At 66.3% G+C, this 15,690-nt stretch carries 14 protein-coding genes; 2 read left to right on the top strand and 12 right to left on the bottom strand.

Annotation, left to right across the window (positions count from 1 at the left end):
- Positions 1-46 precede the first annotated feature (46 nt).
- The 6 genes from DFR29_RS20355 to DFR29_RS20330 all read right to left on the bottom strand — a co-directional run bounded on the left by DFR29_RS20355 (position 47) and on the right by DFR29_RS20330 (position 4,205).
- Positions 47-1,312: an RNA polymerase sigma factor gene (locus tag DFR29_RS20355; protein ID WP_133820483.1), complete on the bottom strand. Its 1,266-nt coding sequence runs from the start codon at positions 1,310-1,312 to the stop codon at positions 47-49.
- A 52-nt stretch (positions 1,313-1,364) separates the two neighbouring features.
- On the bottom strand, positions 1,365-1,892 hold the full coding sequence (locus DFR29_RS20350) for an SRPBCC family protein (protein WP_133820482.1): 528 nt from the start codon (positions 1,890-1,892) through the stop codon (positions 1,365-1,367).
- Between the two features lie 59 nt (positions 1,893-1,951).
- On the bottom strand, positions 1,952-2,377 hold the full coding sequence (locus DFR29_RS20345; RefSeq protein ID WP_133820481.1) for a YciI family protein: 426 nt from the start codon (positions 2,375-2,377) through the stop codon (positions 1,952-1,954).
- Positions 2,378-2,534: 157 nt separating this feature from the next.
- Positions 2,535-3,428 carry a sensor domain-containing protein gene (locus DFR29_RS20340; protein ID WP_133820480.1) on the bottom strand — a complete coding sequence of 298 codons (894 nt, stop codon included), beginning with the start codon at positions 3,426-3,428 and terminating at the stop codon, positions 2,535-2,537.
- Positions 3,425-3,790, bottom strand: a complete 366-nt coding sequence (locus tag DFR29_RS20335; protein ID WP_133820479.1) for a PadR family transcriptional regulator — start codon at positions 3,788-3,790, stop codon at positions 3,425-3,427. The genes DFR29_RS20340 and DFR29_RS20335 overlap by 4 nt, the downstream gene beginning before the upstream one ends.
- Before the next feature lie 151 nt (positions 3,791-3,941).
- The gene (locus DFR29_RS20330) at positions 3,942-4,205 is read right to left on the bottom strand and encodes a GIY-YIG nuclease family protein (RefSeq protein ID WP_133820478.1); all 264 of its coding nucleotides are present in this window, start codon (positions 4,203-4,205) and stop codon (positions 3,942-3,944) included.
- Positions 4,206-4,358: 153 nt separating this feature from the next.
- Between DFR29_RS20330 and DFR29_RS20325 the strand changes: the two genes are divergently transcribed.
- Positions 4,359-4,622 (top strand): DUF1161 domain-containing protein, encoded by a 264-nt coding sequence (locus tag DFR29_RS20325; protein WP_133820477.1) that lies wholly within the window; start codon positions 4,359-4,361, stop codon positions 4,620-4,622.
- A gap of 65 nt (positions 4,623-4,687) precedes the next feature.
- On the opposite strand, the gene DFR29_RS20320 is transcribed toward DFR29_RS20325, so the two are convergent.
- The 6 genes from DFR29_RS20320 to DFR29_RS20295 all read right to left on the bottom strand — a co-directional run bounded on the left by DFR29_RS20320 (position 4,688) and on the right by DFR29_RS20295 (position 11,439).
- On the bottom strand, positions 4,688-6,250 hold the full coding sequence (locus DFR29_RS20320) for a POT-type proton-dependent oligopeptide transporter (protein WP_133820476.1): 1,563 nt from the start codon (positions 6,248-6,250) through the stop codon (positions 4,688-4,690).
- A 32-nt stretch (positions 6,251-6,282) separates the two neighbouring features.
- Complete coding sequence (locus DFR29_RS20315) at positions 6,283-7,047, bottom strand: queuosine precursor transporter (protein WP_133820475.1); 765 nt, start codon at positions 7,045-7,047, stop codon at positions 6,283-6,285.
- A 37-nt stretch (positions 7,048-7,084) separates the two neighbouring features.
- Positions 7,085-7,597, bottom strand: a complete 513-nt coding sequence (locus DFR29_RS20310; RefSeq protein WP_208113667.1) for a metallophosphoesterase family protein — start codon at positions 7,595-7,597, stop codon at positions 7,085-7,087.
- A 7-nt stretch (positions 7,598-7,604) separates the two neighbouring features.
- Entirely contained in the window at positions 7,605-8,507 is a 903-nt protein-coding gene (locus tag DFR29_RS20305) for a DUF1684 domain-containing protein (protein WP_243746127.1), read from the bottom strand.
- Between the two features lie 35 nt (positions 8,508-8,542).
- Positions 8,543-10,375: a DNA mismatch repair endonuclease MutL gene (gene mutL, locus DFR29_RS20300; protein ID WP_133820473.1), complete on the bottom strand. Its 1,833-nt coding sequence runs from the start codon at positions 10,373-10,375 to the stop codon at positions 8,543-8,545.
- An 89-nt stretch (positions 10,376-10,464) separates the two neighbouring features.
- Positions 10,465-11,439 (bottom strand): RluA family pseudouridine synthase, encoded by a 975-nt coding sequence (locus DFR29_RS20295; protein WP_133820472.1) that lies wholly within the window; start codon positions 11,437-11,439, stop codon positions 10,465-10,467.
- 473 nt (positions 11,440-11,912) lie between these two features.
- Between DFR29_RS20295 and DFR29_RS20290 the strand changes: the two genes are divergently transcribed.
- A complete protein-coding gene (locus tag DFR29_RS20290) occupies positions 11,913-15,611 on the top strand; it encodes an Rne/Rng family ribonuclease (protein WP_133820612.1) in 3,699 nt (1,232 codons plus the stop codon).
- The last annotated feature ends 79 nt before the right edge of the window (positions 15,612-15,690 follow it).

Below are 15,690 nucleotides of genomic sequence, written 5' to 3'. Positions count from 1 at the left end.
TCGGTCACAGTACGCAACGCGGACACGCAGGCTTGCACCGGACGGCTTAGTCCAGTGGTTCGCATTCGACTGCGCGGCGGTTGAGCGCTGCCTGCTCGCGTGCATTGCGCGTCAGCGCCGCCGCGCGGCGGAATTCGTCGGCCGCTTGCGCACGCCGGCCCAGCTTGAACAGCAGATCGGCGCGCAGGCTGGGCAGCCAGTGGTAGTTGGCCAGGGCCGGTTCGTCGAGCAAGGCGTCGGCGATCGCCAGGCCCGACTCGGCGCCAAATGCCATTGCCACTGCCATGGCGCGGTTGAGCTCGATCACAGGCGAAGGCGACAGTTGCGCCAGTGCGTCATACAGCGCGGCAATGCGCGGCCAGTCGGTATCGGCGGCAACCGTCGCACGCGCATGACAGGCGGCGATGGCGGCCTGCAAGGCATACGGACCGAACGCACCGCCCAGTTTCTCGGCCTTGCCCAGCGCAGCCAGGCCGCGGCGTATCGCGAGCCGGTTCCAGCGCGCCCTGTCCTGCTCCAGCAGCAGTATCGGATCGCCCTGGGCATCGGTGCGCGCCGGCATACGCGAGGCCTGGATTTCCATCAGCGCCAGCAATCCCTGCACCTCGGCTTGCTGCGGCATCAGCGCGCCGAGCACGCGGCCCAGGCGCAACGCCTCTTCGCACAGCTGCGGCCGCATCCAGTCGTCGCCGGCAGTGGCGGCATAGCCTTCGTTGAAAACCAGGTAGATCACGCCAAGCACGGAGGCCAGGCGCGCCGCCAGATCGTTCGCCGCCGGTACTTCGAACGGCACCTTGGCCGCGGTCAGGCTACGCTTGGCGCGGACGATGCGCTGCGCAATGGTGGCCTCGGAAGCGAGGAAGGCACGGGCAATCTCGTCTGTGCTCAGGCCGGCGATCAGGCGCAGGGTCAGCGCCACGCGCGCATCGTTGGACAGCACCGGATGACAGGCGATGAAAATCAGGCGCAGCACGTCGTCGCCTACGCTGTCGTCGAGCAGCGTCTCGCTGTCGGGCAATAGCAGCAATTGCCGCAGTTCCTGTTCCTGGCCCAGCTCGTCATGCTTGCGCGTGCTCATTTCATTGCGCCTGATGCGATCGATAGCGCGGTGCTTGGCGGCAGCCATCAGCCAGGCACCGGGATTGTCCGGCGCACCCGATTGCGGCCATTGCTCCAGTGCGGCGACGAGGGCGTCCTGGGCCAGGTCTTCGGCCAGGCTGATGTCGCGCACCAGGCGCATCAGTCCGCCGATCAGGCGCGTGGATTCCATACGCCAAACCGTGGCTATGGTCTTGTGCGTGGCACCACTCATCGCGTTGCTCCCTGCAGTCGGTGTCGTGGGTGTACAGGCTCAGGTTCCGGGCTCAGCTTTCGGCGCTGGCCTTGAGCGCTGCCAGGCCGGCTTCGAAATCCTTGCCGACCATTTTGTCCATGCTGACGAACAGACCCATCAGCCGGAACAGGTACGGCTGCGGTCCGGACATGGCCCAGTTCAGCGCGATCTCGTCGCCGACCGGTTTCAATGTGAACTCCGCAGTATTGTGTGCCTCGAACGGCTTGAGGAAATCGAGCTTGATCGCGAGCCGGGAATGCGGGACGGATTCGATGATTTCCATGCGCCCCTGTCCGACCTTGTTGTTGCCCTGCCAGGCATAGATCGCGCCCTTGCCGCTGGTGCTGCCGCTGTACTCGCGCGCCAGTGCCGGATCGAGCTTTTCCCACGGCGACCAGGCCGTCCAGCGGTGGAAATCGTCGAGGTAGGCGTAGATCTTCTCCGCGCTGGCCTTGATGCGGATGGAACGTTCGACACGGAACGAATCGGGCCGGAACGCGGCAGCGACAAGCGCGGCGGCGATGGCCGCAATGACAACCAGAACGATGATCTTGAACATGGCAATTTCCTCGGCGACGGGGCTTGCGCCGTCCGCGCGCGGCGCGGACGGTGCGGCGATTACTGGCGTGCGGCAATCTCGGCGCGCAGGCGTTCTTCCTGTTCGCGCAGCTCCGGGGTGAATTCTTCGCCGAAGTCAGCGGCTTCGAACAGCGGTCGGATTTCGATTTCCGACGCTTCGCCGGTGGGATTGGGGCAGCGCTTGACCCATTCGATCGCCTCGTCCAGGTCACGCACCTGCCACAGCCAGAAGCCGGCGATGAGCTCCTTGGTTTCGGCGAACGGGCCATCGATCACGCTGCGCTGGCTGCCGTCGAAGCGTACGCGCGCACCACGCGCGCTGGGATGCAGGCCTTCGCCGGCCAGCATGATACCGGCCTTGACCAGTTCTTCGTTGTAGCGGCCCATGTCGGCCAGCAGCTGTTCGCTCGGCATCACGCCGTTTTCGGTGTCGTGGTTGGCCTTGACCAGGATCATGCAGCGCATCGTCGTCTCTCCTTGCAGCGTGCCGCCGCCCCATTGGCGCCGGTTCTGCTCAAGCGTCGTGCAGGAGAGACGCGAATCGACACGGCGCGCGAAAAATTTTTCGCCGCGCTGGCGCCGGCCCGCACATCCCTGTGCTGCGCAGCCGGCCGCTGCCGTCTCAGCCCGTCTGTACCAGCAACTGCTTGGCCAGCGCACCCTGCAGGCGACCCACACCGCGGGCCAGGTGCATCATGCCGAACAGCAGCAGCAGGCCGAACACCACCTGGAACGGCTGCAGCCACAGCGGCGCCATCCAGACGTCTTCGTTGATATTGATCAGGCCCAGGCCGGTGAAGTGGTAGATCAGCGGATTGAGCATCAGCGCCAGGCCAATACTCAGGCCGGTGATCAGCACGGTGAAATAGAAGATGCCCAGCGGCAGCATCAGCACCATGTAAAACAAGGTGCCCCAGGTGCGTGCATCGGTGAACAGGTTCTTGACCCGCTCCAGCAGCGGCAGATTGCGCGGCCCGTAGACCGGCCGGCGCGGCATGCGTTCGCCCAGCATGACTTCGATGATGCGACCTTCCACCAGGGAGATCGCGTGCACCGTGGCCAGGAACAGCACCGTCAGCGGCAGGCCGATGATCAGCACGATCATGCCCAGCGACAGCGACAGCCCGGTCACCGCCCAGGTGAAATAGAAGATGCCCGTGGGCAGGGCCAGCAGCATGTAGAACATCGAGGCCCAGGCGCGCGGGTCCAGCGCCACGCCGAAGAAACTGGCCAGCGCTGTTTTCGCCGGCGGCCGGGCTGGCGTGCGCAGGGCGCGCTGCACCACCACTTCCTTGTCGCGATAGATCTCGGCCACTTCGTCCGGTGCGCCATAGCTGTTGGCGATGCGCGCCAGCAGTTCGGTCGGCGGCGTGTGCGGGTGCTCGGCGAACTCCGCACGCAGATGGTCTTCGGCGTCGTACAGCGCGTCCTGGATCAGGGCCGGGTCCTGCCCGCCCAGCGCATCGCGCAGCTGGTCCAGGTACTCATCGATACTGCGTGGCGTTGGCCGGTTCATGTGGTTTGCCCCTCGATAACACTGTCGACGAAATCGCGCGTAGCCGACCAGGCGGCCTCCCATTCGCGCAACACGGTTTTTCCCAGTTCAGTGGCGCGGTAGTAGCGCCGCGGTGGCCCGGTCACGGACGGCTCGACCTCGCTGTCGAGCAGGCCGGCGGCACAGAGGTTGCGCAGTACCGGATACAGCGCGCTCTGCTTGCCGATCAGCACGCCGTCGCCGTCGCGTTCCAGCTGCTTGGCGATCTGGTAGCCGTACAGCGGCTCGTTCGAACGCGCCAGTACGGCCAGCAGCACCAGCGAGACAGTGCCGGCGCTGAGCTCCCGGGCGAACTTCTTGCGATGGCTATCGGTATCTTCCATCTGCCGCTCACTGCTGAATATGCGTGAGTGAACGATAGTGTGAATCTAACAGTAGCTCCCGGGCCGGAAGTCACGCCGCATGAACGAAGCGGCCGGACGACGTTTCGCGAATGCATCGAAACGGCGACAGCACGTCACCGTGGGAAACCGCTCAGCTGGCGGCAGCGGGCTCGGCGGAGTGTGCATAGGCGCGCTTCTGCACTGGCGTCAGCCGCTTGATGCGCAGTTCCTCGCGCAAGGCTGCCGACTTGTCGGCCACTGCGAACGCGGCCAGCAGCCGCTGCGGCGGATGTGATCGCGTATAGCGCGCGCCCTTGCCCGCCACGTGCGCCGCATAGCGCGCGGCGACGTCGATGGCGATGCCGGTATAGATGCTGCCGTCGCGGCATTCGATCAGATAGACGTACCAGCTCATACGGCTCCAGCACTGCAGACAGTCCGCGCCGGCCCGGCCAGGACACGAAGCGTCAGCACATTGCCATAACTTGCCCAGAACGCCGACAGGCGCGGACGGCAAGCTGTTCTCCAGCAGCAAGCACGCTGCAGCGCCCACCACCGGAGAACTCTCGTGAAAACCGTCCTGACCGTCCTCGCCATCGCCCTGTTCCTCAGCTCGGCGTCCAGCTGGGCACGCAAGCCCTGCGAGGAGCTCAAGACCGAGATCGCCGCCAGGCTCGATGCCAAGGGCGTTAGCAGCTACCGGCTCGACATCGTCGCCAAGGACAGCCAGGACGAACGCAAGACCGTCGGCACCTGCAACGGCGGCAGCGACCGCATCGTCTACCAGCGCGCGCCGGCGCAGTCACAGCCGGCAGCAGTCGCCCAGCGCTGAACCAACGACCCCGTTGCCGGCGCGCTCACGGAAGGCAGGCCGGCTTTTTTATCCGTTGCACGCCACTAAGTCACCCGGTAATTGTCCACTTCTTTATAACCTCGCACATACAGGCCGAAGATCAGCGCCGCGATCAGTGCGAACGCAGCGAAGAAGAACATCTGGAACGCGGTCACGCTGAAGCCGGTCGTGGCGATGGAGCCGGTCAGGGTTTCGTTGCGCACGGCCAGGTTGGCCAGCAATACCCACAGATTGCCGATGGTGGTGGTGAGGTTCCAGAAGCTCATCACCACGCCCTTCATCGCTGCCGGCGCCTGGCTGTAGGCGAATTCCAGCCCGGTTGCCGATACCAGCACTTCGCCGAAGGTCAGCAGCGCATACGGCAGCACCTGCCAGACGATGGACATGGCATTGCCGCCGTCCATCACCACCTGGATACCGCCGATCACGATCCAGGCCAGGCCGCTGAAGGCGATGCCCGCGGTCATGCGGCGCAGCGCCGTGGCTTCCCAGCCGATGCGGCGCAGCCACGGGTACAGCACCAGGTTGTTGAACGGAATCAGGATCATCACCAGAGCCGGGTTCAAGGCCTGCATCTGCGAGGAGACGAACCACTCGGGCTTGGTCATGGCATTGCCCTGGATCACCCAGGTCGACGCCTTCTGGTCGAACAGCGAGAAGAACGGCGTGACCAGGGCAAAGATCACCAGCACGCGCAACACGCTGCGCACGCCGTCGACGGCGACATCGGAATGCAGGCCGCGCGCGCGGTCCAGCTGCAGCCAGGCGCCGCCGCCGATGCCGGCGAGCAAGGCAACCAGGGCCAGGCAGATGGCGATGACGACGCCGAGCTGGGGCGCAAACACCAGCGCCGCCAGCGCCAGCACTGCGCCGGCGATGGCGACGATCAGCCCCGGCCGGCCTTCGCCAGGCCGGCGGGTCAGCAGGGCCGTGCGGGCGACGCGGAAGAACGAGTCCGGATCGGCCTGGCTCATCGGCGGCACCATCACGTACTGGCGCCGGCCCAGCCACAGCACCAGCGTGGCGATCAGCATCAGCACGCCGGGAATGCCGAAGGCGACCTGGGCGCCGTAGTTCTTCAGGAACAGCGGCATCAGCAGCGAGGCGAACAGCGAGCCGAAATTGATGATCCAGTAGAAGCCGTCGAAGACGATCTTGGCCAGGTGCTTGTTGGCCTGGGTGAACTGGTCGCCGACGAAGGACGCGACCAGCGGCTTGATGCCGCCGGAACCCAGCGCAATCAGGCCCAGGCCGACAAAAAAGCCGAGACGATGATCGACGAACAGCGCCAGACAGAACTGGCCGGCGCAGTAGATCAGGCTGAACCACAGGATGGTGTTGTACTTGCCGAAGAAACGGTCGGCCAGGTAGCCGCCCAGCAAGGGAAAGAAATACACACCGATCATGAAGGTGTGCATCAAGTCCTTGGCGGCGAGCTGGCGCTCGTCGCCGAGCGGGATATGCGACAGCAGGATCGAGGTGATCAGGAACTGCACCAGGATGTTGCGCATGCCGTAGAAACTGAAACGCTCGCAGCCCTCGTTACCGATGATGTAAGGAATTTGCCGCGGCATCTTCGCGGCGTCGCTGGTCGTGCTGGCTTGCATCGGAGGTTTTCCCGAAGGTTGGGGTTGCGTCGTCAGGCGGCGGCCGCCTTGGCCTTGAGTTGCGCGCTGAGCTCGGCGCCCAGCCACGCGTCCAGTCCGCGCCGCATCGCATAGATGACCGGAGTCAGCGCGACCGCGGCACACACTTTGTATACATAGTTCACCGTGGCCACGGCCAGCCACAGGCCCAGGCTCCAGTGCTGCGGACCAATCACGAAGGCGATGTACAGCACGATCAGGCTGTCGAAGATCTGCGACACCAGGGTCGAGCCGGTCGCGCGCAGCCAGATGTGTTTTTCGCCGGTGCGCTTGCGGATGGCATGGAAGATGCCGACATCGACAATCTGGCCGACCAGGAACGCCGTGACCGAGCCGCCGATGGTCCACAGCCCCTGGCCGAAGATCTGTGCGAACGCGGCCTGCATGTCGGGCACGCCCTGTGCCTCGCCTACCTTCACCCACCAGCTGGCCGGCGCCAGCGCGATTGCAGCGAAGGCAAACGCGAACGCGTAGAGGATCAGGAATACGGCGAGCCATGAAATCATGCGCACGCCGCGGCGGCCGAAGTATTCGTTGATCACGTCGGTCATCACGAACACCACCGGCCAGAGCAAGGTGCCGGCGGTGAAGCTCAGCGACCCGGTCTGGCCGTACAGGTTCCAGTTGAACGGCTGCACGCCGAGCGTGTCTTCCAGCGAGAAGATCTTCACGCCGATCAGCTCGGCCAGGATCGCGTTGGCGACGAAGATCGCCGTCAGGATCAGAAAAAGCTTTTGTCCCCGATTGGAAAATTCCATCCAAGCTCCCCTCGCTGGAATGCCATGCCGCGTCGAATCAGAGCGTGTCGCGAAAACCGCCGCCGAACTGCCGCGCTTCCACCTGCCAGGCGTCGGCAGCTGCCTGCAGCAGCAGGCAGCTAGGACCGCCATGGGTGCGGGCGCGGCCGCCGGCACCGGGATTGAGAATCCACGGCAGCGCGTCGCTGTCGATCGCCAGCCGGTGGCTGTGACCGTAGACCACAGCCCGCGCGGTGGCGAAGGCCCGGCGCAGGGCGGCATGCCGGCCGCGGGCCGGCCAGGCGTCGCCGTGCACCACGACCAGGCGGCCGCCGGGCAGCTCCAGTTCGGCCTGCAGCGGCAATTGCTGCAGGCGCTGCTGCTGTGCCGCCGGCCATTTCGCCGCCGTGTCGTTGTTGCCGCGCACCGCACTGACCGCGCCGCCCAGTGCATCGAGCACTGCGGCATCGCCGACGTCGCCGCCGTGCACGACCCGGTCGCACGCCTGCGCCAGCGCGCAGATGCGCGCATCGACGCAGCCATGCGTATCCGACACGATCAGCACGCGCACGATTGCCTCAGTGCGCCGCCCCCTTGTACTTCTTCTCGCCCGCGGTCACGCGCACATTGAGTTTGTTTTCCGGCGGCGCCAGCGGACAGGTCGCATACGGCGTGAACGCACAGGGCGGGTTGTAGGCCTTGTTGAAATCCAGCACGACTTTTCCGTCGGCCGGCAGCGGTGCGTAGAGGAAACGCGCTGCGCCGTAGGTTTCCTTGCCGCTGGTCTTGTCCGAGAAGATCAGGAACAGTTCCTTGGCATCGGCAGTTTCCAGCACCGGCTGCACTTCGAACTTCTTGCCGTCGCGCTCGAACGTGGCCTTGCCCGGCACGGTATATTTTTCCACGCCGCCGGTGATGGTCGGGATTTCCATGGTCTTCGGCGGATCGAACGCCTCCCACTTGGCCTCGACGCGCCAGTCCTTGGCCAGGTCGAAATAGTCCAGCCCCTTGAAGTTCTTCAGGGTTGCGGCTTCGCTGTCCTTGACCCGCAGCGCTTTCTTGCCGTCGCGGTCGATCAGGTAGAAGGTGACGCTGTCGAAGCCGACATAGGTCGGACGCGGCGTGCTGTCGTCGCGCAGCACGCCCTTGCGTGCCTCGCTGCCGTTGAGCGCGCCCACGCCGGGTTCCAGCGCAATGCTGACCTGGCCGCCGGCGACCGTGACCACGCCGACCTTGGGCGGCCCCTTGCTCAGCACCACATCGTTGTCCTTGGCGCTGCCGACGCGGTTATCGCCGTCCTTGAGCCAGTGCAGGCCGATCAGGCTGAGCCAGCTATCCGGCTTCTTCAGCCGCTGCAGGCGGTCGGAACGCCAGTTCAGCACTTCGATGCGATAGCGCTCGTCGTCATCGACGGAAGCACTGCTCAGATCCACGCCTGCAGCCATCATTCCGGCCATCGTTGCAGCTAGCAATAGCGACATCGTTCAATCCTCTATCAAGCCAAAGTTGCACATCGTCAGCGACCGCGCAGGAACAGGCGGTCGAGTTCCGCAATCGAAAGCTGTACCCAGGTTGGCCGGCCGTGGTTGCACTGGCCGGACCGCTCGGTCGCTTCCATGTCGCGCAGCAGCGCGTTCATCTCGGGCAGGCCCAGGCGCCGGTTGGCGCGCACCGAGCCGTGGCAGGCCATGGTCGCCAGCACGTCGTTGCCGGCTTCCTCGATGCGGCGCGAATTGCCCTGGGCGAGAAGGTCGGCGATCACGTCGCGGATCAGCCGGGTCGCATCGGCGCCGTCGAGCAGGGTCGGCAGGCGCTTCACCAGCACGCTCTGCGGACCGCTGCGCTGCAGTTCGAAGCCCAGTTCGGCGAAACGCGCGGCCTGGTCCTCGACACAGGCGGCCTCGCGTTCGCTCACGGCGATGGAGATCGGCACCAGCAGCAGCTGGGCACGTATGCCCTGCCCGGCCTGGGCGGTTTTCAGGCGTTCGTAGGTAATGCGCTCGTGCGCCGCATGCATGTCGACCAGCACCAGTCCGTGAGCGTTCTGCGCCAGCACATAGATGCCGTGCAGCTGGGCCAGGGCAAAGCCCAGCGGCGGTGCCTCGCTGCCGTCGTCGGCGGCGGCGCAAGCGGCTACAAATGCTGCATTATCCACAGGTGACGCTTGTGCAAAAGAAGCCGTATTCAACGGAGCCTGGCCCAACAGCGCGGCATAGTCGGCCAGTGGCTCGCGTGTGCCCAGGCCCAGATTGCTCTGTCCGCGCCATTCGCCATAGCCGTTGGCATGGCCGCCGCTGCCTGCCTGCAGTTGCGGCAGCGGCACGGCCGCTATCGACGGCGCGCTGCCGGCGCGCGTCTGTGCCAGCGCGTCGTTGAGCGTGCGATAGAGAAAATCGTGCACCAGGCGCGATTCGCGGAAGCGCACTTCGCTCTTGGCCGGATGCACGTTCACGTCCACGCCCAGCGGGTCCAGCTCCAGGAACAGCACGAAGGCCGGATGACGGCCATGGAACAGCACGTCCGCATATGCCTGGCGCACTGCATGGGCGACGATCTTGTCGCGCACCAGACGGCCGTTCACATAAAAGTACTGCTGGTCGGCCTGGGCCCGCGATGCCGTCGGCAGGCCGACCCAGCCGCTCAGGCGCAGGCCCGCCGCCGCGTGATCGATGCGTAGGCTTTGCTGCAGGAATTCTTCGCCGAGCAGATCGCCGATGCGCACCGCTACAGTCGCCTCGTCGCTGGCCGGACGCAGCAGGCGTACCGCCTTGCCGTTGTGAGTCAGGCGGAATTCCACCTGGGTGCGGACCAGCGCCAGCGAGGCAATCAGTTCGTCGATGCGGCCGAATTCGGTACGTTCCGCGCGCAGGAATTTGCGCCGCGCCGGCACGTTGTAGAAAAGGTCACGCACTTCGATGGTGGTGCCGGCCGGATGCTGCGCCGGTCGCGGCGGCTGCGGCTTGCCGCCATCGACTTCCACCCGCAGCGCATGTTCCTGCGCCGCCGGCCGCGAAGTCAGGGCAAAGCGCGAGACCGAGGCAATGCTCGGCAAGGCCTCGCCGCGAAAGCCCAGGGTGGCTACGCGCTCCAGGTCGTCGAAGCTGGCGATCTTGCTGGTGGCATGGGCACTGATCGCCAGCGGCAGGTCATCGGCGACGATGCCGCCGCCGTCGTCGCGCACGCGGATCAGGCGCGCGCCGCCCTCTTCCACCTCGATCTCGACACGGCGCGCACCGGCGTCGAGGCTGTTCTCGACCAGTTCCTTCACCACCGAAGCCGGACGCTCGATCACCTCGCCGGCGGCGATCTGGTTGATCAATTCGATAGGGAGCTGGCGGATGCGCGACATAAGTTCTGGATCATAGCGGAGAGCCGGCGCGAGGAAAGGCGCTCCGCCAGCATGAAGTCATGAGGCTGCTCGGCCTGACCCGCCTGTACCTACTTCTTGCCCTTGGCGGCCGGCAGCTTGTCCAGCACCACTGCCAGGTCGTCCGCCAGCGGCGCCGAGAATGCGTATGTCTTGCCGCCCAGCTCGAAGCCGAAATGCTTGGCATGCAGAAACAGCCGGCGCACGCCGTAGGGCTTGAGCGACTTGTTGAATTCGGCGTCGCCGTATTTCTCGTCGCCGGCAATGGGGTGGCCCAAGTGCTGGCTATGTACGCGGATCTGGTGGGTGCGGCCGGTTTCCAGCGTCGCCTCGACCAGGGCCGCCATGCTGTACAGCTCTATCGTTTTGAAATGCGTGAGGGAGGGCTTGCCGCCATCCTCCACCCGCACCATGCGTTCGCCGCCCTGCAGGATGGACTTGCGCAGCGGCGCATTCACGCTCAGCGCGGCACGCGGCAGCTTGCCCTGCAGCAGGCAGAGGTATTGCTTGGTCGTGCGGTTCTCGCGGATCTGCTCCTGCAGACCGGTCAGGGCCGCGCGCCGCCGCGCCAGCACCAGCACGCCGCTGGTGTCGCGATCCAGGCGATGCACCAGTTCGATGCTGTCGTTCGGGCGCAGCGCGCGCAGCAGCTCGATCGCGCCATGGCTGATGCCGGAGCCGCCATGCGCGGCGATGCCGGCCGGCTTGGACAGGACCAGGAAATCCTTGTCCTCGTAAATGATGGCGTTGCCGATGCGATCGGTCAGGCCGCGCGACGGCGCCGCGCCTTCCTCGCGCTCGGCTACGCGCACGGGCGGAATACGCACCTCGTCGCCGGACGCCAGGCGTGTATCCGGCTTGGCCCGCTTGCCGTTCACGCGCACCTGCCCGGTGCGCACGATGCGGTAGATCAGGCTCTTGGGCACGCCCTTGAGTTGCCCGACCAGAAAATTGTCGATGCGCTGTCCGTCGCGATCATCAGCGACGCGGACCAGCTTCACGCCTGACCCAGCGTCTGGGGAATTGCCCGAAGTTCGCGTCACGATTGAAAAAATCTGCTGTCAGCTGGTAGACTTGGGCCGCACTTCGCGTCAAGGAACGAGGTATTTGACCATCGTTTCGCGATGCACCTACCCGTTGACTGTGTTGCCGTCCCCTGCGCATTCCTGACCGGAACCGCCGTGGTGACCGGCCGCATCGTAACGGATCGGGTCGGAGATTGCCCGCAGCGCGGCAAGCGCCGCGGAGGGTCTGCGGTAGTGCAAGGCAATAAATGACGTACCGGCGCGGCGCGAGTCGCGGCGGACCAGAACAACACCGCGCTCCCGGCGACAGTCGCGAGAGTGCGCAGCCAGGACGGCGCCGGACCGGCGCAGTGCGCCACCGTCGTCCGCCGACCGGGTTTCCCGGTCTTTCCGTACGCAGCCTCTGGCTGCGTAGCGCAGGGTAAACCTGCGAGGTATGCGCCTTCCGCGCCGTTGGCGGTGGAGCGCATTACGGAATCACTACAATGAAACGCATGTTGATCAACGCGACTCAGCGTGAAGAGTTGCGTGTGGCCATCGTGGACGGCCAGAACCTGTTCGACCTCGATATCGAAATCCCGTCCAAGGAACAGAAAAAGGCCAACATCTACAAGGGCCGCATCACCCGGGTCGAGCCCTCGCTGGAAGCCTGCTTCGTCGAATACGGCGGCGAGCGCCACGGCTTCCTTCCCCTGAAGGAAGTTGCCCGCGAATACTTCACTCCGGGCGTCGACCACAACCGCGCCGGCATCCGCGAGCTGATCAAGGAAGGCCAGGAGATCGTCGTCCAGGTCGAGAAGGAAGAACGCGGCAACAAGGGCGCTGCCCTGACCACGTTCATCTCCCTGGCCGGCCGCTACATGGTGCTGATGCCGAACAACCCGCGGGCCGGCGGCGTCTCGCGCCGCATCGAAGGCGAGGACCGGGCCAACCTCAAGGAGGTCATGGACCACCTCAACTGCCCCGACGACATGGGCCTGATCATCCGCACGGCCGGCATGGGCCGCGACGCGGAAGAACTGCAATGGGATCTGGACTACCTGCTGCAGCTGTGGAAGGCGATTTCCGAAGCCGCCACCTCGCGCTCCAGTCCGTTCCTGATCTACCAGGAATCCAAGCTCATCATCCGCGCGCTGCGCGACTACCTGCGCAATGACGTCGGCGAGATCCTCATCGATCACGAAGACCTGTTCCAGGACGCGCGCGACTTCGTCCAGCAGGTCATGCCGAACAACCTGCGCAAGCTCAAGCTGTACAAGGACACCACCCCGCTGTTCTCGCGCTTCCAGATCGAAACCCAGATCGAGAACGCGTTCGAGCGCACCGTGCGGCTGCCTTCGGGCGGCTCCATCGTGATCGACCAGACCGAAGCACTGACGGCCATCGACATCAATTCGGCCAAGGCGACCAAGGGCGGCGACATCGAGGAAACCGCGTTCAACACCAACCGCGAAGCGGCCATCGAGATCGCGCGCCAGCTGCGCATCCGCGATGCCGGCGGCCTGATCGTGATCGACTTCATCGACATGGACAGCCCGCGCCACCAGCGCGAAGTCGAGGAAACGCTGAAAGACGCGCTCAAGCTCGACCGCGCCCGCGTGCAGCTCGGCCGCATCTCGCGCTTCGGCCTGATGGAAATGTCGCGCCAGCGCCTGCGTCCCAGCCTGGGCGAGTCGACCCAGATCGTCTGCCCGCGCTGCACCGGCCACGGCCGCATCCGCAGCATCGAATCGCTGTCCCTGTCGGCCCTGCGCCTGGTCGAGGAACACGCGATGAAGGACAACACCGGCCAGGTGCTGGTGCAGGCGCCGTCCGACGTCGCCAACTTCCTGCTCAACGAAAAGCGCCGCCAGGTCAGCGAAATCGAACAGCGCCATGACGTGGCGGTGATCATCGTCGCCGACGAAAAGCTGGAAACGCCGCACCTGGAAATCCAGCGCATCAAGAGCGCCGACATCGGCGACGCGCCACGGCCGAGCTACGACCGCCTCACCCCGATCGTGGTCACCCCGCCGCCGCAGGTCGCGCAGCCCAGCGAAGAACCGGAACGCCCCGCGGTCAGCCGCGTCGTACCGGCCAGCCCCGCACCGCTGCGACCGGAAAGCGACGAAGTTGCCGCCCCTGTCGCAACGGCACCGCTGGTTGCCAGCCCGCGCACGACGGCCCCCAAGCAAGGCTTCTTTGCCCGCATGCTGGCCATGTTCACGGGCGAAGCCCCGGCTCCGCGCAGCGAACCGGTCGTGACCGCGCCGATCAAGCCGGCACAGCGCCCGCTGCCGCCGCGCGGCAATGACCGCGACCAGCGGGGTGGCCGTGGCGGCCGCGACCAGCGTGGCGGCCGCAGCGAACAGCGCAGCGGTCGCGGCGATGCGCCGCGCGATGCCAAGCCCGCCCGTGGCGAAGCCCAGGGCCAGCCGCAGAACAAGGCCGGCCAGTCGCAGCGCCAGGACAAGGAGCCACGTCCGGACAAGGAACAGCGCCAGGCCGCAGCCCAGGGCCAGCAGCCCAAGGGCGAACGCCCGGACAAGCAGGAACGCCAGGAAAAGCGCCCGCCGCAGGAGCAGCGGGCGCCGCAGGAAAACCGCGCCAATCCGAACACGCAGCGCCAGGGCGAGGCCCGTGCCGAGAGTAAGCCCGTCGAGCCGCGCACCGACGCAGCCAAGCCCGTGGAAGCGCGTACAGCGGTTGAAGGCCGTCCCGATACGCGTACGCCGGCACCGCCCAGCGCACTGAACGCCGAAGCCAAGGAAGCAGCCAAGCTGGCCGAAGCCGCCGTTGCGGCCGCTGCCGGTGAAGCGGTCGAGAATGGCGACGCCGCTCCGGGCATTGCCGCTGACGACAGCGGCCGCGAAGGCGGACGTCGCCGCCGCGGACGCCGCGGTGGCCGCCGCCGCCGCCGCAACGAAGGCGGTGCCGAGCAGGCCGACGGTTCGACCGACGCCGACTTCGACGACGAAGAGGGCGAAGGCGAAGGCAGCGACGGCGTTGTAGCCAACGCGACGAATGCAGAAAGCAACAAACCGCGCGAAGCCCGCGAACCGCGGGAAGTGCGCGAACCGCGCGAACCTCGCGAAGTACGTGAGCCCCGCGAACCGCGCGAGCCCCGCGAAGTACGGGAACCGCGCGAAGGCCGTGCGCCGCGTGAAGGCCGCGAACCGCGCGAAGGTCGTGAAGTCCGCGAACCGCGTGAAAAAGCCGTACGCGACGAACAGGCCGTGCATGAAACCGTACCGTCTACGGCAGCTGCCGACAGCAACGGCATCGCCGCCGTAGCCTCCGCAGCCGTTTCGCCCGTGGCACCGCAGGCCCGGTCGGAAGATCCTGCAGCGGCCAGCACTCCAGCCGCCGCAACCGCAGTAGAAAGTGCAGCGAAAAGCGTAGAAGTGGACAAGCCGGCAGCTTCGGCTCCGGCAGCTTCGGCTCCGGCAGCTTCGGCTCCGGCAGCTTCGGCTCCGGCAGCTTCGGCTCCGGTGGCTTCGGCTCCGGTGGCTTCGGCTCCGGTGGCTTCGGCTCCGGTGGCTTCGGCTCCGGTGGCTTCGGCTCCGGTGGCTTCGGCTCCGGTGGCTTCGGCTCCGGTGGCTTCGGCTCCGGTGGCTTCGGCTCCGGTGGCTTCGGCTCCGGTGGCTTCGGCTCCGGTGGCTTCGGCTCCGGCGGCTTCGGCTCCGGTGGCTTCGGCTCCGGTTACTGCAGCAACCGCACCGATCGCTTCGGCACCGATCCCCGCGACGCCTGTCACCACGCCTGCTGCTTCCGTCGCTCCGGTACAAGCCACGGCCATCGCACCGGCCAAGCCGGCGCCGATTGCTGCTGCGCCGAGTGCACCGGCTCCGCAGCGCACTGCACCGATCCCCGTCACTCCACCCAGCGCGATACTGCCGCCGCCGGCCGCGGTAACGCCGCCACCGCCGGGCAGCGCTGCGATCGCGTCGAAAACGCCGGTAGCACCGGGCCCGGCCCGCTCCGCACCGATCCCGGGTGCTGCTAGCAGTACCGCGCGTTCCAGCGAAAGCACCAGCGACAAGCCGACAACCGCCACTGCCCAGCTGTCCCTGGGCATGCCCGAACCGCGCAGCGAAACGCCGGCCGGCCAAAGCGTGCGTCAGGCCGTAGTCACCGCCCTGCGAACGCCTCCCGCGGCCAGTGCTGACGACAAACCCGTCAGCGAAGCCAAGGACGACGAGTCCACGCCGTAAACCCAAAGAGGCCCGCCAATGGCGGGCCTCTCTCGTTGGAAGCGAACACGTAGGGCGCGATGAGCGCCCTTCCAACGCC

The organism is Tahibacter aquaticus (assembly GCF_004363655.1).
GTDB classification, from domain to species: domain Bacteria; phylum Pseudomonadota; class Gammaproteobacteria; order Xanthomonadales; family Rhodanobacteraceae; genus Tahibacter; species Tahibacter aquaticus.
The sequence above is the reverse complement of the archived record's forward strand: the minus strand, read 5'-3'. Positions and strand labels throughout refer to the sequence as shown.